The 24,202-nt window shown below is 68.0% G+C and carries 20 protein-coding genes; 8 read left to right on the plus strand and 12 right to left on the minus strand.

Going from position 1 to position 24,202, the window contains the following annotated elements; genetic code table 11:
- Position 1: 1 nt before the first annotated feature.
- On the minus strand, positions 2 to 1,027 hold the full coding sequence (locus GU927_RS14795; RefSeq protein ID WP_161763213.1) for a quaternary amine ABC transporter ATP-binding protein: 1,026 nt from the start codon (positions 1,025 to 1,027) through the stop codon (positions 2 to 4).
- A 100-nt stretch (positions 1,028 to 1,127) separates the two neighbouring features.
- Entirely contained in the window at positions 1,128 to 2,066 is a 939-nt protein-coding gene (locus GU927_RS14800) for an ABC transporter substrate-binding protein (protein ID WP_161763214.1), read from the minus strand.
- A 190-nt stretch (positions 2,067 to 2,256) separates the two neighbouring features.
- On the opposite strand from GU927_RS14800, the gene GU927_RS14805 reads away from it, so the two are divergent.
- Complete coding sequence (locus tag GU927_RS14805) at positions 2,257 to 2,961, plus strand: response regulator (RefSeq protein ID WP_161763215.1); 705 nt, start codon at positions 2,257 to 2,259, stop codon at positions 2,959 to 2,961.
- Here GU927_RS14805 and GU927_RS20515 read toward each other — a convergent pair.
- Positions 2,942 to 5,794, minus strand: coding sequence for an ATP-binding protein (locus GU927_RS20515; protein WP_161763216.1), 2,853 nt, complete (start codon positions 5,792 to 5,794; stop codon positions 2,942 to 2,944). The two genes, GU927_RS14805 and GU927_RS20515, sit on opposite strands and share 20 nt — an antisense overlap.
- 67 nt (positions 5,795 to 5,861) lie before the next feature.
- Here GU927_RS20515 and torT point away from each other — a divergent pair, with 67 nt between their 5' ends.
- From torT to recR, 5 genes are all read left to right on the plus strand, one after another.
- Positions 5,862 to 6,935, plus strand: a complete 1,074-nt coding sequence (gene torT / locus GU927_RS14835; protein ID WP_232489227.1) for a TMAO reductase system periplasmic protein TorT — start codon at positions 5,862 to 5,864, stop codon at positions 6,933 to 6,935.
- A gap of 64 nt (positions 6,936 to 6,999) precedes the next feature.
- Entirely contained in the window at positions 7,000 to 8,760 is a 1,761-nt protein-coding gene (locus GU927_RS14840) for a DNA polymerase III subunit gamma/tau (protein WP_161763217.1), read from the plus strand.
- Positions 8,736 to 9,143 carry a hypothetical protein gene (locus GU927_RS14845; RefSeq protein WP_161763219.1) on the plus strand — a complete coding sequence of 136 codons (408 nt, stop codon included), beginning with the start codon at positions 8,736 to 8,738 and terminating at the stop codon, positions 9,141 to 9,143. The genes GU927_RS14840 and GU927_RS14845 overlap by 25 nt, the downstream gene beginning before the upstream one ends.
- A gap of 56 nt (positions 9,144 to 9,199) precedes the next feature.
- On the plus strand, positions 9,200 to 9,553 hold the full coding sequence (locus GU927_RS14850; RefSeq protein WP_161763221.1) for a YbaB/EbfC family nucleoid-associated protein: 354 nt from the start codon (positions 9,200 to 9,202) through the stop codon (positions 9,551 to 9,553).
- Positions 9,553 to 10,158: a recombination mediator RecR gene (recR, locus tag GU927_RS14855; protein ID WP_161763226.1), complete on the plus strand. Its 606-nt coding sequence runs from the start codon at positions 9,553 to 9,555 to the stop codon at positions 10,156 to 10,158. The genes GU927_RS14850 and recR overlap by 1 nt, the downstream gene beginning before the upstream one ends.
- 206 nt (positions 10,159 to 10,364) lie before the next feature.
- Here the strand turns inward: recR and GU927_RS14860 are convergent, their stop codons facing one another.
- Together GU927_RS14860 and GU927_RS14865 are read right to left on the minus strand one after the other, a co-directional pair.
- Positions 10,365 to 11,387 carry an aspartate-semialdehyde dehydrogenase gene (locus GU927_RS14860; RefSeq protein ID WP_161763230.1) on the minus strand — a complete coding sequence of 341 codons (1,023 nt, stop codon included), beginning with the start codon at positions 11,385 to 11,387 and terminating at the stop codon, positions 10,365 to 10,367.
- Between the two features lie 102 nt (positions 11,388 to 11,489).
- Complete coding sequence (locus tag GU927_RS14865) at positions 11,490 to 12,662, minus strand: MFS transporter (RefSeq protein ID WP_161763231.1); 1,173 nt, start codon at positions 12,660 to 12,662, stop codon at positions 11,490 to 11,492.
- Between the two features lie 123 nt (positions 12,663 to 12,785).
- Here GU927_RS14865 and GU927_RS14870 point away from each other — a divergent pair, with 123 nt between their 5' ends.
- On the plus strand, positions 12,786 to 13,811 hold the full coding sequence (locus GU927_RS14870; RefSeq protein ID WP_161763233.1) for a DUF4424 family protein: 1,026 nt from the start codon (positions 12,786 to 12,788) through the stop codon (positions 13,809 to 13,811).
- Here the strand turns inward: GU927_RS14870 and GU927_RS14875 are convergent.
- A complete protein-coding gene (locus GU927_RS14875; RefSeq protein WP_161763235.1) occupies positions 13,808 to 15,052 on the minus strand; it encodes an MFS transporter in 1,245 nt (414 codons plus the stop codon). The two genes, GU927_RS14870 and GU927_RS14875, sit on opposite strands and share 4 nt — an antisense overlap.
- Before the next feature lie 344 nt (positions 15,053 to 15,396).
- Between GU927_RS14875 and GU927_RS14880 the strand changes: the two genes are divergently transcribed.
- Positions 15,397 to 17,004 (plus strand): alpha-amylase family glycosyl hydrolase, encoded by a 1,608-nt coding sequence (locus GU927_RS14880; RefSeq protein WP_161763236.1) that lies wholly within the window; start codon positions 15,397 to 15,399, stop codon positions 17,002 to 17,004.
- Here GU927_RS14880 and GU927_RS14885 read toward each other — a convergent pair.
- From GU927_RS14885 to GU927_RS14910, 6 genes are read right to left on the minus strand one after another with little or no spacing between them, the layout of a single operon-like run.
- Positions 17,001 to 18,902, minus strand: coding sequence for a beta-galactosidase (locus tag GU927_RS14885; protein ID WP_161763237.1), 1,902 nt, complete (start codon positions 18,900 to 18,902; stop codon positions 17,001 to 17,003). The genes GU927_RS14880 and GU927_RS14885 overlap by 4 nt on opposite strands.
- Positions 18,899 to 19,756 (minus strand): SMP-30/gluconolactonase/LRE family protein, encoded by an 858-nt coding sequence (locus tag GU927_RS14890; protein ID WP_161763239.1) that lies wholly within the window; start codon positions 19,754 to 19,756, stop codon positions 18,899 to 18,901. The genes GU927_RS14885 and GU927_RS14890 overlap by 4 nt, the downstream gene beginning before the upstream one ends.
- On the minus strand, positions 19,753 to 20,364 hold the full coding sequence (locus GU927_RS14895; protein ID WP_161763240.1) for a 2-dehydro-3-deoxy-6-phosphogalactonate aldolase: 612 nt from the start codon (positions 20,362 to 20,364) through the stop codon (positions 19,753 to 19,755). Before GU927_RS14895 ends, GU927_RS14890 begins: the two co-directional genes overlap by 4 nt.
- Positions 20,361 to 21,257, minus strand: coding sequence for a 2-dehydro-3-deoxygalactonokinase (locus tag GU927_RS14900; RefSeq protein WP_161763241.1), 897 nt, complete (start codon positions 21,255 to 21,257; stop codon positions 20,361 to 20,363). Before GU927_RS14900 ends, GU927_RS14895 begins: the two co-directional genes overlap by 4 nt.
- A gap of 15 nt (positions 21,258 to 21,272) precedes the next feature.
- A complete protein-coding gene (locus GU927_RS14905; protein WP_161763243.1) occupies positions 21,273 to 23,360 on the minus strand; it encodes an alpha-galactosidase in 2,088 nt (695 codons plus the stop codon).
- A complete protein-coding gene (locus GU927_RS14910; protein ID WP_161763244.1) occupies positions 23,357 to 24,202 on the minus strand; it encodes a carbohydrate ABC transporter permease in 846 nt (281 codons plus the stop codon). Before GU927_RS14910 ends, GU927_RS14905 begins: the two co-directional genes overlap by 4 nt.

Consider the following 24,202-nt stretch of genomic DNA (forward strand, 5'->3'; position numbering starts at 1 on the left):
ATCATGCCACCGGCCCCAGCACGATCTCCACCGCCGCCTCGCGGTCCATCAGGCCGACCAGCGCCCCGTCACGCCCCGCCACCGGAATCCGCGCGCGCGGATCGCACAACAGCATCCGCGCCAGACCGTGCAGCGTCTCGTCCGCCGCCACCGCCGCGCCCTCGACCGCCGCGCCCGCCACGGGGCGTGCCAGCGCACCCGCCCGCACCACCCGCGACCGGTCCACGGCCGAGGTGAACTTCGCCACATATTCCGTCGCCGGTGCCATCACGATCCGCTCGGGCGTGTCGCACTGCTCCACCGCGCCGTCCTTCATGATGGCGATCCGGTCGGCCAGCCGCAGCGCCTCGTCGAAGTCATGGGTGATGAAGACGATGGTCTTGGCCATCATCCCCTTCAGACGCAGGAATTCATCCTGCATCTCGCGCCGGATCAGCGGGTCCAGCGCCGAGAAGGGCTCGTCCAGAAACCAGATGTCCGGCTCCACCGCCAGCGACCGCGCGATCCCCACGCGCTGCTGCTGCCCGCCCGACAATTCGCGCGGAAAATACCCCTCGCGTCCCTTCAGGCCGACCAGCGCCAGCATCTCGGACGCCCGCGCGATCCGCGACGCGCGGTCCTGCCCCCGCATCTCCAGCGGAAAGGCCACATTCTCCAGCGCGGTCCGGTGCGGCAACAGGCCAAAGCTCTGGAACACCATCCCCATCTTGCGCCGCCGCAGGTCGATCAGCTCGCCCTCGCCCAGCTTGCCGATGTCGCGCCCCTCGACCAGCACCTCGCCCGCCGTCGCCTCGATCAGCCGCGCCAGACAGCGCACCAGCGTCGACTTGCCCGACCCCGACAGCCCCATCACCACCAGCATCTCGCCCTTGCGGATGTCCAGCGACACATCCCGCACCGCCGCCACATGCCCGCTGCGCCGCAAGGCCTCGACCGTCGTGCGCGGGGTCAGGTCCAGCTTCTCCGCCCCGTCGCCAAACACCTTCCAAAGGTTGCGGCAGGAAATGACCACCTCTTGATCGGCCACGCGCGTCTCCTATTCCGAAAAGGCCACCCGCTCTGCGCGGGTGGCAAGTTGAGGGTCGGTCACGCCAGCGTCAGGCGCGACCGGGAGAACCGGTGTCCGATCACTCGGTCCAGGGCTTCCAGACCGCCTCGTTCGCTTCCAGCCATGCGGTGGCGGCGTCCTCGGGCTCCATCCCGTCGACATCCACCAGCTTGGCCATCTCGGCGATCTGGGCGTTGGTGAAGTTGACCTTCTGCAGCGTGGCATAGGCCGCAGGCCACTTGTCCTTCATCCCGTCCCAGGCGGCGATCTTCAGATAGCCGTTCGCCGGATTGCCGCAGTCATAGGTCTTGTCCGGATGCAGGCCGACCGCCGGGTCCTTGTCGCAGCCCGCTTCCCATGCCGGGAACTCCACGAACTCGCCCGGCCAGACGGCCTCGGCAAAGTTGGGCGTCCAGTTGAACAGGACGATCGGCGTCTTGTCCTTCTCCGCCGCCGCGATCTCGGCCCACAGCGCCGCCGCCGAGCCCGCATTCACCACGACGAAATTCATGCCCAGCGCGTCGACCTTCTCCTGGTCATGCTTGAGCCAGTCCACCGGACCGCCAAGGAACCGCCCCTTGTCGCCCGTCTCGGGCGTGGCGAACTTCGCCGCGCAGTCGTTCAACGCCTGCCAGTCGGGCAGACCGGGGCAGGCTTCCTTGGTCCACATCGGATACCACCAGTCCTCGCGGGTGATGGCGTCATGGGTCGTCACATCATGGATGCCGCCCTTTTCCACCGCCGCCATGAAGGACGCCCCGAACGCGCCTTCCCAGACCTCCAGCTCCAGCGTCGCGTCGCCCAGACGCACGGCCTCGTACACCGCCTGACTGTCGGTCGAGACATACTCGACCGAATTGCCCATCGATTCGAACATCTGGCCGACGACGTTGCTCATCACGATCTGGCTCGACCAGTTGTGGATCGGGATGATGATCGGATCGGACGAATCCTCGGCAAAGGCTCCACCCGCCGCCAGCGCATAAAGCGCGCCCGTCAGCAGCAATCCTGCTTTCATGTGCATCGTTTCCATTCCCTGTTTTGCTTGGTCCGCTGTCGGACCTCGTTCTGTTGCGGAAAGCCTAAAATCTTTCCTGCCAGAGAACGTTATTGCCCAGTTGTGAACGTGTCAGACCGCAGCGATGAACAGACTGGAGAAAGTTGTGACAAGATGTTAACAGTTCGGGGCGCAGAACGGGGGGAACGGCATGAATCCGGCCACGGCCCACATCGTCGTGATCGAGGATGACCCCGTCACGCGGACGGCGCTGACCGGATATCTGAAATCCTTCGGCTACCGCGTCACCGACTGCGCCGGGGCCGAAGCGGCCGAGCGTGTGCTGGCCCAGGAAAACCCCGACCTGCTGATCGTGGACATCAACCTGTCGGGCAAGGACGGGCTGGAGATCACCCGCGAACAGCGGGCGCGGTCGGAAATCGGGATCATCCTGCTTTCGGGCCGCACCGATGACGTCGACCGCATCGTGGGGCTGGAACTCGGGGCCGATGACTATGTCTGCAAACCCTTCAACCGCCGCGAACTGCTGGCACGGGTCAAGAACCTCTTGCGCCGCACCACCGCCATGCGCCAACTGGCCCGCCGCGTGGTGCATTTCGCGGGTTTCACCTTCGACACCGCCTCGCGCCACCTGACCGACGGCCAGGGAGAGATCATTCCCCTGACGCGCGGCGAATACGAACTCCTGCGCGCCTTCGTGCTCAACCCCGGCATCGTGATGGACCGCGACCGCCTGCTTGCCACCATCACCCACCGCCAGAACGGCACGAATACCCGCACCGTGGATGTGATGGTCAAACGCCTGCGCGCCAAGCTGGGCGATGATCCCCGCACGCCCCGCATCTTCGGCACCTCGCATGGCGAGGGCTATGTGTTCACCGCCCCGCTGGCATAGGCTCGGCCCGCCCACGCAGCCCCGCCAGACTGCCGCGCAACTCGGCCCCCGTCGCCGCCAGTGCCGCGCGCAGCACGTCCGGCGCCACCCGCGGCCCGTCCGCCCGCGCCAGACCGTCCAGCATCGCCACCATCGCGGGCAGTTCGAAATTCCCCACCGCCCCTTTCAACTGGTGCGCGATGCGCTGCACGGCCTCTTCCTGCCCCGCCTCCAGCGCGGCGACCAGCGCCGCGCCCTCGCCCTGCAACCGCTCCAGCATCAGCCGCACCAGCGCACCGGTCTGCTCCGCCCCCAGATCGGCCAGCGTTCCGGCCACCGAGGGCGGCACCACCCCCGCCCCGCCCCCCGCACCACAATGCGCCGCCAGCGCGGCGGCCAGCCGCTCGGGCACCACGGGCTTGGGCAGCACCTCGTCCATCCCCGCCGCCAGACAGGCCGCCACATCCACGGGCTGCACATGGGCCGACACGCCGATCACCGGCACCGCCCCCGACTTCGCCGCACGGATGTGCCGCGTCACCTCGATCCCCGACATGTCCGGCAGGCTCACGTCCATCAGGATCGCGTCGAACCCGCCCGCCGCCGCGGCCGCAATCGCCGCGGCCCCCGTTTCCGCCACCACGGGCCGGTGTCCCATCGCCTCCAGATAGGACCGCACCACCGCCTGATTGACCGGATGATCCTCAACCACCAGCACCCAAAGCGGCCCCGCCGCCACGGGCAGCGCCCCGCCCTCCGCGCCCGCGACCTCCTCGAACCCCACCTCCAGCACGAAGACAGACCCCGCCCCCTGCCGGCTTTCCGCCTGCAACGTGCCCCCCATCATCCCCGCCAACCGGCGCGAGATGGCAAGGCCAAGCCCCGTCCCGCCATATTGCCGCGCGGTCTGGGCATCCTCCTGCTCGAAGGGCGCGAAGATCCGCTCCAGCGCATCGGGCGCGATGCCCTTGCCCGTATCGCTCACGCTGAACCGGAACCGCCCGGCGCCCAGCGGCTCGGCCGCGACCACGACCCGCCCCGCCGCCGTGAACTTCACCGCATTGGAAACAAGGTTGAACAGGATCTGCCGCAGCTTACCCAGATCGCCGCGCAGCCGCAGCCCCTCGCCCTCCGGCAGCCGCACCTCCAGTGCCAGCCCCTTCTCCTCGGCCATCGGCGCCATCAGCAGCGCCACATCCCGCACCGCCGCGGGCAGGGTGAATTCCACCACCTCCGGCGCGACCATCCCGCCTTCCAGCTTGGAATAGTCCAGAATGCTGTTCAGAAGGCCCATCAGACTCTCGCCCGACGCCAGCGCCACCCCCAGCTGTGCCCTCTGCCCCGCCTTCAGCCCGCCCCGCCCCAGCCCGCGCAACATCCCCAGCACACCGTTCATCGCGGTACGGACCTCGTGGCTCATCATCGCAAGGAATTCGGTCTTGGCGCGATCGGCATCCTCGGCCCGCGCCCGCGCCGCGTCATGCGCCGCCACCTCGCCGCGCAACTGCTGCGTCCGCTCGTCCACCAGCCGCTGCAACTCGTTCCGGTGCGCCCGCAACTCGATCAGGTGCCGCCCCCGCTCCTCCTCGAACTCGCGGTTGGCGATGGACTGGCGGCGGAAGAACTCCACCGCCCCCTCCATCCGCGCGATCTCGTCCCCGCCCTTGGGTTCGATCGGCGCGATCTCGTCCCCCTCGGCCAGCCGGAACATCCCCGCCGTCAGCCGGTCCAGCCGCCGGATCAGGTTGCCCCGCACATAGAACCACATCACCGCCAGCGACAGGCCCAGCGCCAGCACCGACGACAGCGCATAAAGCCGCTGCGTCGCCGCGATCGCCTCGGCCGCCAGCGCCCCCGCCGTGACGGCCTGCGCCTCGATCCGGTCGGCCAACCCCGCCGCCGCCTCTTCCAGCGCGACCGCCCTCACCCGCAATTCCGCCTGCGCGCCCTCGATCCGCCGCGTCAGGTCCAGCACCCCCCCCGCCGCCTCGAAGATGCCCCCCGTCTCGGGCGGCACCGCCGCCCCCGCGCCCAGCATCCGCAACAGCACCAGCGCCCGCTCCGCCCTCCGCGGATCGTTCACCGCCAGAATCCGCCGCGTCACCACCTTCAACCGCTCGTCCAGCTCCGCCCGCAACAGCGACAGCTCCCCGGGCAGCCGCACCGCCCCCACGCGGTTCAACAGCAACCCGATCTCCGACGCATGGGCGCGCAATTCGAACATCAGCCCCAGCTGGAACAGGTCCACCTCGATCAGCTTGTCCAGCGCGTCCAGCCGCGCCTGCCGGTCCCCCGGTTCGCCCGCCTCGATCTCGTACAGGTTGGAAATCACCGCCGCCGTGCCCATCTCGGCATTGGCCACCAGCGTATCCGCGATCTCGGTCAGCTCGCGCGCCGCCGCCAGCCCCTGCCGCAACTGCGCGTCCCGCCGCGCCTGCAAGGCGATGCGCTGCCCCACCAGCCGCTCCAGCGTACGGATCGACCCGCGCACCTCCTGCTCGGCCGCCAGCGCCGCGCGCGACGCCTGCTCGGCCCCGTCGGCATGACGCGCGATCCGCACCCGCAAGGCATCCACCTGCGCCAGCAGGTAATCCGACCGCTCCGCCCGCTCGGATTCGCTCGTCACCGCCGCAAGTTCCGGCGCCATCGCCACCACGCGGCTCGTCTCCTCGGCCACGCCGCGCACCTCGGAAATCGCCGGAATCGCCTCGGTCACCACGCGCGACTGGGTGCGCGCCACGTCCTGCAACTCGAACCAGCCCAGTATCCCCGTCGTGGCCGGAAATCCCGCGATCACCGCGATGGCCAGCAGAAGCTTTCCGCCAAGACTCGACTTGAAGCCCGGTTTTCGCAAGTCTCGTCCCCCGACACGCGGCCTGCGCGCAGGCTAGCACCGATTCCGTCCTGCAAGGAACGCCAGTTTGCGACGCACCCTCACCGCCCTTCTCGCCGCCGCCGCCCTCGCAGGCCCCGCCACCGCGCAGGACACATGGCCGCTCATGGTCCCCGCCATCCCCTTCGACGACGAAAGCCCCCTTTCGCCCGTCGACTACCGCCCGCTCGACCGCGCCAGCCGCGACTGGCACCTCTGCATCCTCTACCCCCACCTGAAAGACGCCTACTGGCTCTCGGTAAATTACGGCATGGTCGAAGAGGCGCGCCGCCTCGGCCTCTCGTTCGAGGTGTTCGAGGCAGGCGGCTACCCCAACCTCTCGCGCCAGATCGACCAGCTTCGCGCCTGCGGCTCGGATGCCTTCGACGCCGTCATCCTTGGCGCGGTGTCCTATCAGGGCCTCACCTCCACCGTGCTGGACATCGCCGCCACCAAACCCGTGATCGCCGCTGTGAACGACATCGACGACCGCGGCATCACCGCCAAGGCCGCCGTCCCGTGGCGCGAGATGGGCGCCGCCGCCGGTCGCGTCATCGCGGAACGCCACCCCGCAGGCAGCCCCCCCGTCAATGTCGCATGGTTCCCCGGACCCAAGGGCGCGGGCTGGGTCACCTTCGTCGAGGACGGCTTCCGCGCCGAACTCGCCCGCTCCTCCGCCCGCCTCGTCGCCACGAAATACGGCGATACCGGCCTCGAGGAGCAGGTGCTTCTCGTGGAAGAGGCGCTCGATGAACAGCCCGACATCGACTATCTCGCAGGCTCCGGCCCCATGGCCGAGGCTGCGGTTTCCATCCTGCGCGCCCGTGGCCTGACCGGCCGCGTCCAGATCGTCTCCACCTATATCAGCCACGCCGTCTATCGCGGCATCATGCGCGGCCGCATCCTCGCCGCCCCCACCGATTTCGCCGCCATGCAGGGCAGGCTCTCGGTCGAAATGGCCGCCCGCGCGCTCGAAGGCAGCCTTGTCCACTCCCACGCCGGACCCCGCATCACCACCGTGACCCCCGACAGCATCGCCACCATCGGCGCCGAAGGCTCGCTCGCCCCTGCCAGCTTCGTCCCGATCTTCACCCTGCGCGCGGGCACGGACAGCGGCAACTGACCCGCAGCCGTCCTTGCCCATCCCCCGCCCGACCGACTAGGGTATGCCGGTTCAAGGAGCGTCCATGTCCGACTCGCCCGAAAAGGCCTATCAGGTCCTCGCCCGCAAATACCGCCCGCAGACCTTCGCCGATCTCATCGGGCAAGAGGCGATGGTGCGCACGCTCAAGAACGCCTTTGCCGCCGACCGCATCGCCCATGCCTTCGTGATGACCGGCGTGCGCGGCGTGGGCAAGACCACCACCGCCCGCATCATCGCCAAGGGGCTTAACTGCATCGGCCCCGACGGCACCGGCGGCCCCACCACCGAACCCTGCGGCATCTGCGAACCCTGCCGCGCCATCGCCGAAGGCCGCCACGTCGACGTGATGGAGATGGACGCCGCCTCCCGCACCGGCGTGGGCGACATCCGCGAGATCATCGACAGCGTCCACTACCGCGCCGCCTCCGCGCGCTACAAGATCTACATCATCGACGAAGTGCACATGCTGTCGAACAACGCGTTCAACGCGCTGCTCAAGACGCTGGAAGAACCCCCCGCACACGTCAAATTCATCTTCGCCACCACCGAAATCCGCAAGGTTCCCGTCACGGTCCTGTCGCGCTGCCAGCGCTTCGACCTCAAACGGATCGAACCCGAGGTGATGATGGCCCACCTCACCCGCGTGGCCTCTGCCGAAGGCGCGACCCTTGCGCCCGACGCGCTCGCCCTCATCACCCGCGCCGCCGAAGGCTCGGTCCGCGATGCCATGTCGCTGATGGATCAGGCCATCGCCCATGGCGCGGGCGAAACCTCCGCCGCGCAGGTCCGCGCCATGCTGGGCCTTGCCGACCGTGGCCGCGTCCTCGACCTCTTCGACCTCATCGCCACGGGCGATGCGGCGGGCGCGCTCTCCGAACTCGCCGCCCAATATGCCGACGGCGCCGACCCCGTCGCCATCCTGCGCGATCTGGCCGAGATCACGCATTGGCTCTCGGTCATCAAGATCACCCCCGCCGCGGCCGAGGACCCCACCACCCCCCCCGACGAACGCGCGCGCGGGCTGGATATGGCGGGCCGTCTGGGCAAACGCGTCCTCGCCCGCCTCTGGCAGATGCTGCTCAAGGCGCTGGAAGAGGTGACGATCGCCCCCAACGCCATGATGGCCGCCGAAATGGCCGTCATCCGCCTTACCCACGTGGCCGACCTGCCCGATCCCGAAACCCTGATCCGCCAGTTGCAGGACAACCCGCCCCCGACCGGCGGCCCCCGCCCCACCGGCGGCGCCCCCGCAGGCGGCGGCGGCGGCACGCTGCACGCCCCCGCCATGCGCCTGGCCCCCGCCAGCGCACCCGCGCGCGGCCCCGTCATGCAGGGCAATCAGGCCCTCGCGCTCGCCGAAGGCCAGCTTCAGGTCTACGCCACCTTCGACAGCGTCCTCGACCTGATCCGCGAAAAGCGCGACATGAAACTGCTCTACGAGGTGGAACACGGCCTCCGCCTCGTCCGCTACAGCCCCGGCCGGATCGAATTCCAGCCCACCCCCGACGCGCCCCCCGACCTCGCCGCCCTCCTCGGCGCGCGGCTGCAAGGCTGGACCCAGGCCCGCTGGGGCGTCTCGGTCGTGAACGAAGGCGGCGCCCCCACCGTGGCCGAGGAACGCGACCGCGCCGAAACCGAAGCCCGCGCCGAGGCGATGCATAACCCGCTGGTCCAGGCCGTCCTCGCCGCCTTCCCCGGCGCGAAGATCGCCGAGATCCGCACCCCCGAGGCGCTCGCCGCCGCAGCACAGGCCGAAGCCCTGCCCGAAGTGGAAGACGAATGGGACCCCTTCGAAGACGGCTGACAACCGCCGCCGCCCTCCTCCTCCCCGCCCCCGCATGGGCCGGAACCTGCGCGACGATCCGCCCCGACTGGACCGCCGCCGCAGGCCCGCAGGGCTGGCTTGCCGAAACCGCCTATATCCTCGCCTCGCCCCCCGCGCTCATCCTCTTCCTCCTCCTCGCGCTCGCGCTGGTGATCCCGCGCCTCTGGCTCGCCATCCCCGCCGCGCTGCTGGCGCTGGCCTTCGCAGCCCTCCTCACCGTCTCGCGCCAGGCCGACATGGCCGCCCTCGCACAGGCCGAAGGCTGCCTTGCCACCGCCCTTCCCGCCACGATCCTCCTCGTCCTCGCCGCCCTCCTCCCCATCGCCCGCGCCCTCGTCCGCCGCCGCCGCCGCCCCGCCTGACCTTGCCGTCCCCCGCCCCAGCCCCTACTGTCAGGGCCAAGACAAAGGAGACGATCATGCTCAAGGGTATCCCCGGCCTCGGCGGCCTCGGCGACATGGCCAAGATGATGAAGGCCGCGCAGGAAATGCAGACCAAGATGGCCGAAATGCAGGAGCAGATGGCCAACACCGTCGTCGTGGGCGAATCCGGCGCCGGCCTCGTCAAGGCCCGCGCCACCGCCAAGGGCGAGGTGACGGGACTCGACATCGACCCCTCCATCCTCGTGGCGTCCGAGAAGGAGGTGGTCGAAGACCTCATCATCGCCGCCATCAAGGACGCGCAGGTGAAGGGTCAGCAGAAGATGGCCGACGAGATGCGCCGCATGACCGAATCCCTCGGCCTGCCCGCTGACATGAAACTCCCCTTCTGATGCCCGACGCCGAGGCCCCGCCGCAGATCGAGGCGCTGATCGACCTCATGGCCCGCCTGCCCGGCCTTGGCCCCCGCTCGGCCCGCCGCGCGGTCCTGACCCTGCTCAAGAAGCGCGGCAGCCTCATGGCCCCGCTCGCCACCGCCATGGCACAGGTCGCCACCACCGCCCGCGACTGCCGGACCTGCGGCAACATCTCGACCGCCGACCTCTGCCCCATCTGCACCGACGACCGCCGCGCCACCGGCGAAATCTGCGTGGTCGAAGACGTGGCCGACCTCTGGGCGCTGGAACGCGCGGGCGTCTTCCGTGGCCGCTACCACATCCTCGGCGGCACCCTCTCGGCCCTCGACGCCGTAGGCCCGGACGAGCTCCGCATCCCCGCCCTCCTCGCCCGCATCCGCAGCGAAGGCACGCGCGAAGTCATCCTCGCGCTCAACGCCACCGTCGACGGCCAGACCACCGCCCATTACATCGCCGACGCCCTCACGCCCACAGGCGTCACCATCACCTCCCTCGCCCAAGGCGTCCCCATCGGCGGCGAACTCGACTACCTCGACGACGGCACCCTCAGCGCCGCCCTGCGCGCCCGCAAAAGCTTCTGAGCCCGCCCCCATTTTCCGTCCCCAAATATCCTCAAGGGGTGAATTGGCCGCTTGCGGCCAAGAGGGGACAGAATGTCCCCTGACGCGGAGGTTGCGCGCGGCACGCGCGCTGCCGACGGCAAAGGCTTGCGGGCGGCACGCCCGCTCCACCTGAATAGAAAAAGGCCGCCCCGAAGGACGGCCTTTCCCGCAATCTCCCGGAACCCTCAGCCCTTCTTCAGGCAGCGGCTCCCCAACACTTCCGCGATCTGCACCGCGTTCAGCGCCGCACCCTTCCGCAGGTTGTCGGAAACGCACCACAGGTTCAGACCATTCTCGATGGTCGAATCCTGCCGGATACGGCTCACATAGGTCGCATACTCGCCCACGCATTCGATCGGCGTGATGTAGCCACCGGCTTCCCGCTTGTCGACGACCAGAACCCCCGGCGCCTCGCGCAGGATGTCCGTCGCCTCTTCCCAGTCGAGGAAATCCTCGAACTCGATGTTGATGGCTTCCGAATGGCCCACGAAAACCGGCACCCGCACGCAGGTCGCCGTCACCTTGATCTTGGGGTCGAGGATCTTCTTCGTCTCGGCCACCATCTTCCACTCTTCCTTCGTCTCCCCGCTATCAAGGAAGACATCGATATGCGGAATGACGTTGAAGGCGATCTGCTTGGGATAGACCTTCGGCTCCACTTCCTGACCGGGCACGAAGATGCCCTTGGTCTGGTTCCACAGCTCGTCCATCGCCTCCTTGCCGGTGCCCGACACGGATTGATAGGTCGCCACGACGACGCGCTTGATCCGCGCGCGGTCATGCAGCGGCTTCAGCGCCACCACCATCTGCGCGGTCGAACAGTTCGGGTTCGCGATGATCATCTTGTTCTTGTAGCGGACGACGTCATCCGCATTCACTTCCGGCACGATCAGCGGGATCTCGGGGTCATAGCGATAGAGCGACGAGTTATCGATCACCACGCAGCCCTGCGATGCGGCCTTCGGCGCATAGACCTTCGTCGCGTCCGACCCGATGGCGAACAGCGCGATGTCCCAGCCCGTGAAGTCGAAGGCGTCAAGATCCTGGGTCTTCAAAGTTCGGTCGCCAAAGCTGACTTCGGTCCCCAGCGATTTTCGCGACGCCAGCGCCGCGATCTCGTCGACCGGAAACTCGCGTTCCGCGAGGATGTTCAGCATTTCCTTGCCAACGTTGCCCGTGGCACCGACGACAACGACCTTGTAGCCCATCGGGGTTCTCCTTGTACCCGTCCTCTCCAAACGAAAGACGGCGCCTGTTAGCGCAATGCCGTCAGGCAGGAAAGCGGATTCGCCCCCCTTGCGCGCAAAGTCTCAATCCGTGCGGTCCTGCGAGAACAGATAGACCGCCAGCCCCGCCGCCAGCATCACCGCGAAAAAGGCGAAGATGCCCTGATAGGCCACGACCGCCCCCTGCCCCTCCAGCCCCGCATGGATGCGCCCCGTCACCACCTGCGCCAGCCCAACCGCACCAAGACCAAACAGGTTCAGAAGCGTCACCCCGCGCCCCACCAGATGCGGCGGAAAGAACGCCCGCCCATGCGCGATGACCATCGGATAGGACGCACCGGCAAAGCCCAGCGCCGCAAACAGCGCCAGCGTCACCCACCCCCCCGCCGCAGGCATCGCCACCAGCGCCACCAGACAGCACAGCACCCCCAGATTGCCCCCGAAGATCAGCCACTTCCGCGTCCCCAGCACACGGTCCATCGGCCCATAGGCGAAATTCCCCAGAACCATCGCCGCGCCCATCACCAGCGTGACCACCCCGATCGCCGCCGCATCCGCCCCGAAGACCTCGGCATGATAGGGCCCCACCCACAGCCCCCGCAGCCCCGCCGCCGGCGCATAGCAGACCGCCATCATCACCAGCACGGGCCACAGCGCCCGCATCCGCAGCAGGTCCAGAAGCGACCCCCGCCCCGCCCCCTCCACCTTCGGCGGATCGCGCACCAGAAGGGCCAGCCCCGCCGCCACCGCCAGCGTCACCCCCGCCATGCCCCACAACGTCCCGCGCCAGCCGAACGCCTCCACCGCCGCGGCCAGAGGCAGGCTCGACGCGATATTCCCCAGACTGCCGATCCCGATCACCATCCCCGCCAGCGTGCCGAAAACCGCAGGCGCATAGGTCCGCGCAAAGATGTAATAGGCCGCCATCAGCACCGGCGCACAGCCCGCCCCGATCAGCGCCATCGCCACCGTCACCGCCCCCGGCCCCTGCGCCATGGCAAGGACCGCCGCCCCGCCCGCACCGCCCAGACCCAGCGCGACCGACGCCGTCCGCCGCGGCCCCACACGGTCCAGCGCCGCGCCCACCGGTATCTGCGCCAGCGCAAAGGCCAGAAACCACACGCCCGAGGCCCGCGCCAGATCCTCCGCCCCCGCCCCGATCCCTGCCGCCAGAGCGGGGGCCAGAACGGCCAGAAACGCCCTGTAGAACTGGCTCAGCACATAGGCCGCCACCAGCGCCGCAATTCCCGCAACCATCCCCGTCCTCCCTGACGCGGGCGCACCCTGCCGCGCCCCGCGACCGGCTGCAACCCCGCCGCAACGCCTTGCCAGCCCGCCCCCGTCGGGGCAACACTGCCCCGTCCCGTTCCGGAGTGTCCCATGTTCCGCGCCCTGCTCGCCTCCCTCCTCCTCGCCACCCCCGCCCTCGCGAATGACGGCTTCGGCGGCCTCTCCGCCACCGGCCTCACCTTCGCGCAGACCGACGCCATCGCGATGGAACGCGAGGATCTCTTCATCGGCCTCGACCGCATCCGCGTGGCCTATACCTTCCGCAACCTGACCGCACAGGACGTCACGGGCGAGGTGATCTTCCCCCTCCCCCCGATCTCGCTCCAGTTCCTGATGTCCTCGGATTTCAACATGGGCGCCGACCGCGACAACATCGTGGGCTTCACCGCCACCGTCGCGGGCCAGCCCGTCACCCCGCGCATCGACCGCATCGCCGTGATCGAACCGCCCTATGACGAGAACCGCCCCGCCGCCGAACACTACGACACCCCCGGCCGCGACGTGACCGCCGCCCTCGCCCGCCACGGCATCCCCCTCTCGCTCGACACCGCCGAAATCGCCACCCTCCTCCTCGCCCTGCCGCCCGAAGCGCAGGCCGAACTGAAATCCGAAGGTATGGCCGATTTCTACGAAGGCGACCCCGCGCAGGGCTTCCCGCCCGAGGCATGGCCGCTCTGGTCCGTGGTGATCCGCTACCACTGGACCCAGACCTTCCCCGCCAATGCCACGCTGGACGTTGTGCATGACTACGAAAACCACCCGCCGGGCGGCATCTTCGGCTGGCAGCACCCGCCGGTGGACGACTGGGCGCAGGATTACGCCGCGCGCTACTGCATCGACGACGGCACCTCGCGCGCCATCGCCAAACGCCTTGCCCCGACCGACGGCTACGGCATCGCCTATACGCTGGCCTATGTCCTGCGCACCGCCAATTCATGGGCCGGCCCCATCGGCGACTTCCGCCTAACGCTGGACAAGGGCGCGCCGGAAAACGTCATCTCGCTCTGCATCGACGGGATCGAAAAGACCGGCGCCACCACGTTCGAGATGCGGGCCAAAGACTTCACCCCCGACCGCGACCTCGACATCCTGATCGTGACGCCGACCGGACCCTAGGCCGCCGCCGCCGCCACCGGCCCCCGGCTTTCGCGCACCGGCAGATGCACGATGGCCGAAAACGCCCCGACCCCGACCCCGATCCACCAGACCAGCGTATAGCCGCCGGTGATGTCATACATCATCCCCCCCAGCCACACGCCAAGGAACCCGCCGATCTGGTGGCTCAGGAACACCACGCCATAGAGCGTGCCCATATAGCGCAGCCCGTACAGATGCGCGACCAAACCGCTCGTCAGCGGCACAGTGGCCAGCCACAGCGCCCCCATCACCGCCGAAAACACCAGCACGCTCTCGGGCGTGATGGGCAACAGGATGAACACCGCCGCCGCCACCGTCCGCCCCGTATAGATCCCCGCCAGCAGGTATTTCTTCGTATACCGCTTGCCCAGCCACCCCGCCGTGATCGTGCCCACGATGTTGAACAGCCCGATGGTGGCAATCGACACCGCCCCCAGCGCGCTCGTCGTGGTGATCCCCATGCCCGCGATCATCCCGCCCGGATCGATGGGCCCGCACAGCTCGGTCACAAAGGCCGGAAAATGCGCCGTGATGAAGGCCAGCTGATAGCCGCAGGAAAAGAAGCCAAGGAAGATCAGCGTATAGGACGGGTCGCGGAACGCCCGCTTCAGCACCACCCCCATGCTTTCCTCCAGCTCCGCCTTGCTCGCCACCTTGGGCGACCGGATGAAGGGCAGCGCGAAGAGCGACGACAGGATGACCACGGCAAAGATCAGGAACACTTCCTGCCAGCTATAGGACTGCAACAGGAACTCCGCCACAGGCGCGCCGATCACCTGCCCCGCCGACCCCGCCGCCGTGGCAATGCCCAGCGCCATCGACCGGTTCTCCGCACTCGCCGCACGCCCCACGATGGCCAGCACCACGCCGAACCCCGTCCCCGCGATCCCGAACCCCACGAGGATCTCCAGCAGCTGCATCTGCCCCGGCGTGATCGCCCAGGCCGACAGCACCAGCCCCGCCGCATACATCAGCGCGCCCGCAACGATCGCCTTCCTGTCCCCGAACCGCTCCGCCACCGCCCCGAACAGCGGCTGCCCGATCCCCCAGGCCAGGTTCTGCACCGCAATCGCCAACGAGAATTCCGCCCGCGCCCAGCCGAACTCCTCGGCAATGGGGATCTGGAACACCCCGAAACTCGCGCGGATGGCAAAGCCCAGCATCAGCACGACACAGCCCGCAATCAGAACGGGGGTAATCAGCGGGGCCTTGGTCGTCATGGGGCAAACCTTTCTGTCGCCCGATCCTTCTCTGCCCGCCGCCTGCCAAGGTCAAATGCAGATTTGTGATGCAGACAATCCCCCCGCCCCTTCATCTCGGCCCAAATACCCGACGGGGGTCCGGGGGTGTCAAACCCCCGGCGGCGTCCCCCGCCGCGCCGGTCCGGACCCGTCACGCCCCGCACTGCCCCTATCCGCCCGTCCGGTCCTTGCCCGTTTCCTGACCAACCGTGCGCTGCGTATGTACAGTTTGCGGCACAGTGCGCGGCACAACCATCGGTACACCCTGTATCCGCCCCCCGAACACCGATACGCTCCTCCGGCAAAACAGGTCAGGAGAGCGCATGTCCTCGCAGGATTGGTGGAAAGGGGCCGTCACCTATCAGGTCTATCCCCGCAGTTTCCAGGACTCGAACGGGGACGGTCTGGGCGATATCAACGGCATAACCGCCCGCCTGCCCCATATCGCGGACCTCGGCGTCGATGCGGTCTGGCTCTCGCCCATCTTCACCTCGCCCATGCGCGACATGGGCTATGACGTGTCCGATTACACCGATATCGACCCCAGCTTCGGCACCTTGGCCGACTTCGACACCCTGATCGCCCGCGCCCATGACCTTGGCCTGAAAATCATTATCGACCAAGTGCTTAGCCACTGCTCGGACCAGCACCCCTTCTTCACCGAAAGCCGCGCCAGCCGGGACAATCCCCGCGCCGACTGGTTCGTCTGGGCCGACCCCCGCAAGGACGGCACGCCCCCCACCAACTGGCTCTCCGTCTTCGGGGGCAGCGCATGGACATGGGACGCACGGCGCAAGCAGTACTATCTTCACAACTTCCTGTCAGAACAGCCCGACTTCAACTTCCACAATCCAGCCGTGCAGGACTGGCACCTCGCCAACATGCGCTTCTGGCTCGACCGCGGCGTGGACGGATTCCGCTTCGACACCGCCAACTATTTCTTCCACGACCCGCAATTGCGCGACAATCCCGCCGACATCCGCGAAAAAACCCGACCCGACGCCAACCCGTACGAGATGCAGTATCACCTCTTCGACAAGAACCGCCCCGAAACGACAGGCTGGATGGAACGCATCCGCAGCCTGCTCGACAGCTATGACGCGCGGGCCTCGGTGGGCGAAGTGGGCGACAGCCACCACGCCATCCGCCTGATGGGCGACTACACCGGCCCGCGCCGCCTGCACCAGTGCTACAGCTTCGAGATGATGGGGCCCGACTACACCCCCGCCCTCTTCCGCCAGAAGGTCGAGGATTTCTTCGCCGGCGCGCCAGACGGCTGGCCGATGTGGGCCTTCTCGAACCATGACGTGCCGCGCCACGTCACCCGCTGGGCCGCGCATGGCGCCTCGCCCGATGCGCTGGCCAAACAGGCCGCGGCCCTGATCCTGTCGCTCGAAGGCTCCATCTGCCTCTGGCAGGGCGAGGAGCTGGGACAGACCAACACCGACCTCGACTTCCACGAACTGACCGATCCGCAGGGCATCGCCTTCTGGCCCGAACCGGTGGGGCGCGACAACACCCGCACACCCATGGTCTGGGACGGGAGTGCCAATGGCGGCTTCACCACGGGCACCCCTTGGCTGCCCGTGAAACCCCCGCAACTGGCCCGCAACGTGGCGGATCAGTTGCAAGACCCTGATTCCGTTCTGAATTTTTACAGGTTAATGATTGGTTACCGCCGCGAGACAGCCGCGCTCCGGCAGGGACGCACCCGCTTTGTCGACCTGCCCGACCCCGTCTTCGGCTTCCAGCGCGGCAATGATCTGGCCTGTTTCTTCAACCTCGCCCCCGCCGCGACGGTGCTGCGCCTGACCGGTCTCGGCACCCTGACCGGCCCCTCGCTCGCCGCTGTGCTGGAGGGGGACACCCTCACGCTCGGCCCCAACGGGGTCGCCTTCGTCACCGTCTCGGGCGTGGTGGAATTGCGCTAAAGCCGCTCCCAATGCACCCCGGCGGGCGGGATCACCACCCCGCCCCATTCCACCGGAACGGGGTTGTAATTGAACCAGAAGCGGTGCGTATCGGTATCCCGCCGCCGCAGCCCCTCGGGCAGCACCTCGACGGAAATCCCCTGCGCAGCGCAGAGAGCCGACAGTATCCGGTCCATCGCCACCTCGTCCGGCCAACCGGCCAGATAATGCAGCCCCCCCGCCCGCAGCAGCGCAGGCCAACCATCCGTCGCCCGCTCCACCACCTCGGCGGGGCCGTCCATTTTCTCGCGCCAGTGCAACAGGTTACCCCCGCCCTCCAGCGGCACGGGCACATCCGGCGGCAGGCTTTCCACCCGCGCCACCACGGCCTCCAGCCCCGGCAGATTGGGCGGCAGCGGGACGGGCGTCGCGAACTCCACCGTCTTGGCATTGCTGCGCGGCCCGATCAGCGCGGCCCCCCGATACGCCTTCAACGCCCCAAGGAAGGCCTCCGACAAGGTCGCCACACCGGGCGCCAGAACCAGCCGATACCCCGACAGGTCCGCCACATCCGGCGGCAGAATATCCACGTTCAACCCCAGCCGCCGCAGCCCGCGATAAAAGGCAAAGACCAGCCGGAAATAGTCGAAATCCCGCCCCTGCGGCTGCGTGGCCCAGGCCCAGGCGCTGGCATAGTCGAAGACCACCGCCACATCCGCCCGCGCCGTGCCGACATCCGGCATCGCCGCCAGTTCCCGCGCGACTTCGCCTGCCTCTTCAAAGGCTTGCGCGGGCGCGCTGTCCGGCCTCAACAAGCCTGCATGCATCTGTTCCTGCGCGAAAGGCGCCTGCCGCCAGCGGAAATAGCACACCGCCTCTGCCCCATGCGCGAAGGCCTCCCACGCCCAGAGCCGCGCCATCCCGGGCAGCGGATCGGCATTCCACGGGGCCCAGTTCACCGGCCCCGGCTGCTGTTCCATGATCCACCACCGCCCCCGCCCCACGGCGCGGTACAGGTCATGGTGGAACGCTTGGAAATCCGGATCCCCCTGCCGCACGAAGCGCCGTTTGTGTTCCGGCGAAACCTCCAGCCGGTCGGACAGGAAGCCCAGCGGATAGGCATCCCACGTTGCGATATCCAGATCCGCCCCCACCGCGAAATGGTCGAATTCCGTGATGCGGCCCATATAGTTATGGGCAATCGGCGCGTCCGAGAATCTGCGGATGATCTGCGTCTGGATGCGGTTGTATTCCGCCACCTCGTCACTGGCAAAGCGGCGGAAGGCCATGACATGCGACGGGTTCGCCTCGGTCACGGTCAGGTTGGGCAGGCCGATCTCGTCAAAGCTGGAATATTCCATCGACCAGAACACGTTGCCCCAAGCACGGTTCAACGCCTGCGGGCTTTGATACCGCCGCGCCAGCCATTCGCGGAAGGCATCCCGCGCAGCGTCCGAATAGCTCAGCACCGTATCGTGGCAGCCATATTCATTGTCCGTCTGCCACGCCGCGACATGAGGAATCCGCCCATAACGCCGCGCCAGTTCCGTGACGATCCGCGCACTCTCAGCACGATAGCCGCGATGCGAAAAACAGTAATGCCGCCGCGATCCGAACCCGCGCGGCCTGCCTTGCGCGTCCACCGCCAGCATGTCGGGATGCCGCTCCAGCATCCAGCGCGGCGGCGTCGCGGTGGGCGTGCCCAGCACCACCTTCAACCCCGCCTTGCCCAGCGTGTCGATGGCGCGATCCAGCCAATCCCAGTCGAACCGGCCCGGCTCAGGCTCCATCCGGCTCCACGCGAATTCCCCGATCCGCACCCATGTCAGACCCAGCCCCGCCATGCGCGCGGCATCTTCGGCCCATTGCGCCTCGGGCCAGTGTTCGGGATAGTAGCAGACGCCCAGCGTGCGTTTCACAAGATCACCTGTGGTTCGGGCAGTCCCCGGCCAATGCCTTGGACTGCAAAGGTCTTTCCCGCTTCGGGGTCGGCCGCGCGGGCGGCGACATCCATCCCCTCATGCGCGGTGGTGCAGAACAGCGTCGCCATCCCCTCGCCCCCGAAAGCGGGGCAAGAGGTCTGCGTGGCCCCCATCGCCACCGCCCTGAGGAACCGCCCGTCGGGGCCGTAACAGGCCACCCGCCCAGCCCCCCATTGCGCGTTCCACAGGTTGCCCTCGGCATCCACCGTGGCGCCATCGGGCAGTATACCCTCCGCGCTCAAATCCACGAACACCTCCGGCGCGCCCACGGGCCAGCCGTGGGCATCCAGCGCCACCCGCATGATGCGGTGGGTCAGCGTGTCCGAGAAATGGGCAAATTTCCCGTCCGGTGTGAAGCAGATGGAATTGGGAATCGTCAGCCCCGAAAACAGCCGCCGCATCTCGCCCCGATACCACCGCCAGATCGACCCGCGCCCGGGATCATTCCCGCCCCGCTTGCCCATCGTCCCGATCCAGAACCCGCCCTGCCGGTCGGCCCGCCCGTCATTCGACCGCGTGCCGGGATCGTCGGCCTCGAGCTCGGCCAGACTTTCGATCTCTTCCGTCTCCAGATCGAACAGGAAAAGGTCCCGCTCTCCGGCAATCAGCAGGATGTCGCGGCTGACCCATCCGGCGGCCGAGACCAGCTCGACAAAGGACCACGTCCGCGCCTCGCCATCCTCGACCGAGTGCAGCTTTTTCCCAAGGATATCAAACCAGAAGACCTGCCGCCGGATCGGGTGCCAGAACGCCCCCTCACCCAGTTCGCAGATGCGATTGTCGAAAATCATCCCACCGCCCCGTCATAGGCCGCCACGATCCGCGCCGCCCGTTCCGCCACCTCGGCCACCGAAAGTCCCGGCGTGTAAAGCGCGGTGCCGATGCCGAAACCATCCGCCCCGGCCTTGATCCACTGGGCAAAGTTATCGGGCCCCGCGCCGCCCACGGCATAAACCTGACAGCCCTTGGGCAGCACCGCACGGATGGCTTTTACCCCGTCCGGCCCGATCAGGCTGGCCGGAAAGATCTTCAACCCATCCGCTCCGGCCTTCAGCGCGGCGAAGCATTCCGTGGGCGTCATCACCCCCGGCCAGCTTTGCAGCCCCCGCGCCTTGGTCGCGGCGATGACCTCCGGGTCGCAATTGGGCGACACGATCAACCGCCCCCCCGCCTCGGCCACTTCGGCCACATCGGCGACGGTCAGCACGGTCCCCGCCCCGATCACCGCATGATGTCCCAATGCCTTGGCCATTGCGGCAATCGACGTCACCGGATGCGGGCTGTTCAGCGGCACCTCGATCGTGGTGATCCCCGCCTTGACCAGCGCCTCGGCCACCGGCACGGCCTCGGGCGGGGTGATGCCCCGCAGGATGGCGATGATGTTGCGCTGTGCCGTCATGCCGTCACCCTTGCCCGTGCCACGACCAGACCCGCCAGAACGGCATCGGTGCCCGATACCACGCGCGGCTCTACCCCCTGCGCCCGCAAGGCACGCGCATAGGATGCCGCCAGCCCCTCGGACCCCACCACAGTCACCGCCTGACCCAGCCAGTAGGGCCGCGCCGCCGCCAGTTCGACCCCGATCAGCAGACCCGACAACCGCGCCCGCGCCGCGGCCGATGGCAGCCCAGCAATCAACCCCTCGGCCCTGATGGAAAACAACTTGGCGCCCAGCCGTTCCGGCCGCGACAGCGCCTCGGACAGCGCCGTGTCGAAGGCCGCCTCGTCCCAGCCGCCCGCCGCCATGCCGTGACGCAGGACCGACCCTTGGGACAGAAGCGCGAACATCTCGCCCGTCATGAAGGTCTGGAAGGACACCACCTCGCCCGCGCTGACATGGGCCCATTTCGAATGGGTGCCGGGCAGGCAGATCACCCCGTCGAAGCTGCGGTTCAGTGCAAGAACCCCAGCCACCTGCGTCTCTTCCCCGCGCATCACATCGGCGGGCGCGGACTGTTTCAACCCCGGCACCAGCCGGACCGAGATGCGCCCGTCGCGCGTCGGCACCGCCACCGTCGCTGCCGCATCCAGCGGCGCGCAGGGCACCGCGCGATAGGGCGCCTCGTGCCAGCCCTGACGACTGCCCACCATCCCGCAGGCGACGACATCGGTCACCCGACCGGCCTGCAACCACGGACCGACCAGCCGCAACAGCGCCGGTTCGAAACCGTCGCGGTCCAGACGCCCCATGCCATCCTCGGAGGCGGCATGGTCCAGAACACCCTCCGCCCCCATCGCCCAGGCCCGCAGGTTCGTGGTGCCCCAGTCGACTGCGATCCATTCGGTCTTCATGGCCAAAACCTTCCCCTACGCCTGCCGGACCCGCTCGCCCTCGACCACCCACATCGTCGCGGGCCATGCCACCGGCAGCAAAAGCCCGCGCTGCATGAGCGCACGCCCCGACAGCGTCAAGTCCCCGGATTTGAGCGCATTCGGACCCCGCGACTGCGGCGGGGCATCGTCCGGATTCACCAGACGAACGCGATAGGTGGCGTCCGGCTCCAGCCCCGCCAGCCGCAGGGGGCGCGGCAGGATCTGCACGCTCGTTTCCTCCTGCCCCGCGAATAGGACAAAGCGCCCGCCGTCGCGCGCCACCTGCACCTCGGCCACCACGGCGGGATCGTCGCTGTCGATGCGGTGGATATCGCCCGCCATCATCCAGCCGCGATTGGCCTTCCACCATGCGGTGACGGATTTCAGCGTGGCAGCCTCGTCGTCCGGCAGGTGGCGCAGGTCCATCTCGAACCCGAAATGCCGCTGCGCCGCGACCCACGCACGGAAAGACATGGGCAGCACCCGACCTGCCGTATGGCTGCGCCGCGCGCCGACATGGCTGCCCGTCACGGCGGCAGGCAGGAAGAGCGCCGCGTCATGCTGCATGCGCAACCGCTCGATCCCGTCGATGCTGTCGGACAGCCAGACGCGCTGCGTATGGGCAAGGATACCGGCGTCGATCCGCCCGCCCCCGCTGGCGCAGCTTTCGATCTCGACCGCCGGATGGGCCTTTCGCAGAGCCCCCAGCAATTCGTAGATACCCCGCGTCTGGGCCGCATCCACGACCGGCAACAGGCGGTTATGGTCCCACTTGATGTAATCGATGTCGTATTCGCCAAGGATTTCGGAAATCGCGTTGAACAGGTATTCGCGCACCTCTGCCCGCGACAGGTCCAGCACCATCTGGTTGCGCCCCGCCACCTGATCGGCAGGGCCGAGCATCCAGTCCGGATGGGCGCGCATCAGGTCGCTGTCGGGGTTCACCATTTCCGGCTCGAACCACAGACCGAAGGTCATGCCCAGTTTGTGGACATGCGCGATCAGCGGATGCAGCCCGTCCGGCCATTTGCGACGGTCCACCGACCAGTCGCCAAGGCTGGTCGTGTCGTCATCCCGCCGCCCGAACCAGCCGTCGTCCAGAACGAAACGCTCTGCCCCCATATCGGCGGCGCGGTCCGCGATGGCGGCAAGATCGGCAAGCTTGTGGTCGAAATAGATCGCTTCCCAGCAGTTGTAATGCACAGGGCGCGGACGGGCCGGATCGGGCCATGTAACGACACGGTCGCGCAGGTCGCGTTGCAGGGTGATGCCGATCCCGTTCAGCCCTGCCGCGGAATAGGCGGCCAGCAACTCGGCGGTTTCGAACCGCGTCGCGGCCTGCACCTCGGCCCCCCACGGGTTGCCGAATTGCACCTGACGGCGACCGTCGGGCAATTCCTCGGCCACCATACGATGCCCGCCCGACCATGCGTAATGCAGCGCCCGCACCTCGCCCTGCGTATTGGTCGCCCCGTTTCCCGCGAACAGGGCATAGGGCGGATGTTCGTGCCCCGACCGGCCCGTCCGCGCCTCGCGCAGGCGCGCGCCAGGGGTCCATGCCAAGCGATTCAGGTGGAATTCCCGCGTCCACTTGCCGTGGATATCGATGATATCCCCGTCCTGCGGCGCAGGCAGCACCGGCGCGGCCAGCCAGTGGAGACGGACAGGCTGTGTTGACTCCAGCATCGTCCGCATCCCGATCACGCCGGTCGGATAGGCGCGGAATTCGTGCGTCAGCCGCAACCCCTCGGCCATGCTGACAAGGCGCAGAAGGCCCCGCTCTTGCTCTGCCCGGTCGAAGGCGAAGGCGGGCAGCAGCGGCGCGCCCTCTGCCGTGGCCAGCACCAGCCCCGCCTGCCCCTGAAAGGCCCGCCCCGCCTCGGGACACAGCGAAAGTGCGGGCAGCGCGTCCAGCATCCCGCCCGTCAGGTCATGCCGTCCGGCGGCGGCAAGCTGTGCCAGATCCTCGGCCGCGGGCAGGGCGGCGCCCCACCAGATGACCTGCGGAATTCCGCCATCCGTGGTGAGCGCGATCGTCTGCGCCGTGGCCCCCGTTCCGGCGTCGAGTCGGTATTCCGTCACTTCACAGCCCCCAGCGTCAGGCCCGCGATGAAATGCTTCTGCATCAGGAAGAACATCAGCACCGGCGGCAGCGCGGCAAGGATCGACCCCGCTGACACCAGATGCCATGCCGCCACCCATTGCCCGTTCAGCGACGACAGACCCGCCGTGATCGGCTGCGCCTCGGGGCTGGAGGTCAGGACGGTGGCCCAGAAAAAGTCGTTCCAGATGAAGGTGAAGACCAGCACAGACAGCGCCGCGATGGCGGGCCGCATCAGGGGCAGCACGATGAACCAGAAGATGCGCCACTCGGCCACGCCTTCGACACGCGCGGCCTCGATCAGCTCATACGGCAGTGCCTTGATGAAATTCCGCATGAACAGCGTGCAGAACCCCGTCTGGAAGGCGATGTGGAACAGCGCCAGCCCGTGATAGCTGTTGTACATCCCCAGATTCAGCGTCAGGTCGCGCACGGGGACCATCAGGATCTGGAAGGGCACGAAATTGCCCGCCACGAACATGAAGAACAGGATCAGGTTGCCCCTGAAGCGATAGACCGCCAGCGCGAAGCCCGTCATCAACGACAGCGCCACCGCGCCGATCACCGTGGGGATCGTGACGATGAAGCTGTTCAGGATATACCGCCCCATCGGCGTGTTGCGGAACACATCGGCGTAGTTCTCGAAGGCGAGGTAGGAGGGCATGCCGAAATAGTTGCCCTGCGCCAGATCCGAGGCCGGACGGACCGAGGTGACAGCCACGCCCAGCAGCGGCAACAACCACAGGATCAGCGCGGCAGGCAGGGCGATCTTGTACATCACCTGCATGGCGGGGGCGGTTTGTTCGATGGGACGGGGAAACAT

It is taken from the genome of Paragemmobacter amnigenus, from assembly GCF_009908265.2.
Taxonomy (GTDB): Bacteria; Pseudomonadota; Alphaproteobacteria; order Rhodobacterales; family Rhodobacteraceae; genus Paragemmobacter; species Paragemmobacter amnigenus.

Excerpts from the sequence above, each read along its gene's own strand:
- GU927_RS14800 (WP_161763214.1), bottom strand. The coding sequence starts at position 2,066 with ATGAAAGCAGGATTGCTGCTGACGGGCGCGCTTTATGCGCTGGCGGCG.
- GU927_RS14805 (WP_161763215.1), top strand. The coding sequence starts at position 2,257 with ATGAATCCGGCCACGGCCCACATCGTCGTGATCGAGGATGACCCCGTC.
- GU927_RS14840 (WP_161763217.1), top strand. The coding sequence starts at position 7,000 with ATGTCCGACTCGCCCGAAAAGGCCTATCAGGTCCTCGCCCGCAAATAC.
- GU927_RS14845 (WP_161763219.1), top strand. The coding sequence starts at position 8,736 with ATGGGACCCCTTCGAAGACGGCTGACAACCGCCGCCGCCCTCCTCCTC.
- GU927_RS14850 (WP_161763221.1), top strand. The coding sequence starts at position 9,200 with ATGCTCAAGGGTATCCCCGGCCTCGGCGGCCTCGGCGACATGGCCAAG.
- recR (WP_161763226.1), top strand. The coding sequence starts at position 9,553 with ATGCCCGACGCCGAGGCCCCGCCGCAGATCGAGGCGCTGATCGACCTC.
- GU927_RS14860 (WP_161763230.1), bottom strand. The coding sequence starts at position 11,387 with ATGGGCTACAAGGTCGTTGTCGTCGGTGCCACGGGCAACGTTGGCAAG.
- GU927_RS14865 (WP_161763231.1), bottom strand. The coding sequence starts at position 12,662 with ATGGTTGCGGGAATTGCGGCGCTGGTGGCGGCCTATGTGCTGAGCCAG.
- GU927_RS14870 (WP_161763233.1), top strand. The coding sequence starts at position 12,786 with ATGTTCCGCGCCCTGCTCGCCTCCCTCCTCCTCGCCACCCCCGCCCTC.
- GU927_RS14875 (WP_161763235.1), bottom strand. The coding sequence starts at position 15,052 with ATGACGACCAAGGCCCCGCTGATTACCCCCGTTCTGATTGCGGGCTGT.
- GU927_RS14880 (WP_161763236.1), top strand. The coding sequence starts at position 15,397 with ATGTCCTCGCAGGATTGGTGGAAAGGGGCCGTCACCTATCAGGTCTAT.
- GU927_RS14890 (WP_161763239.1), bottom strand. The coding sequence starts at position 19,756 with ATGATTTTCGACAATCGCATCTGCGAACTGGGTGAGGGGGCGTTCTGG.
- GU927_RS14895 (WP_161763240.1), bottom strand. The coding sequence starts at position 20,364 with ATGACGGCACAGCGCAACATCATCGCCATCCTGCGGGGCATCACCCCG.
- GU927_RS14900 (WP_161763241.1), bottom strand. The coding sequence starts at position 21,257 with ATGAAGACCGAATGGATCGCAGTCGACTGGGGCACCACGAACCTGCGG.
- GU927_RS14910 (WP_161763244.1), bottom strand. The coding sequence starts at position 24,202 with ATGTTTCCCCGTCCCATCGAACAAACCGCCCCCGCCATGCAGGTGATG.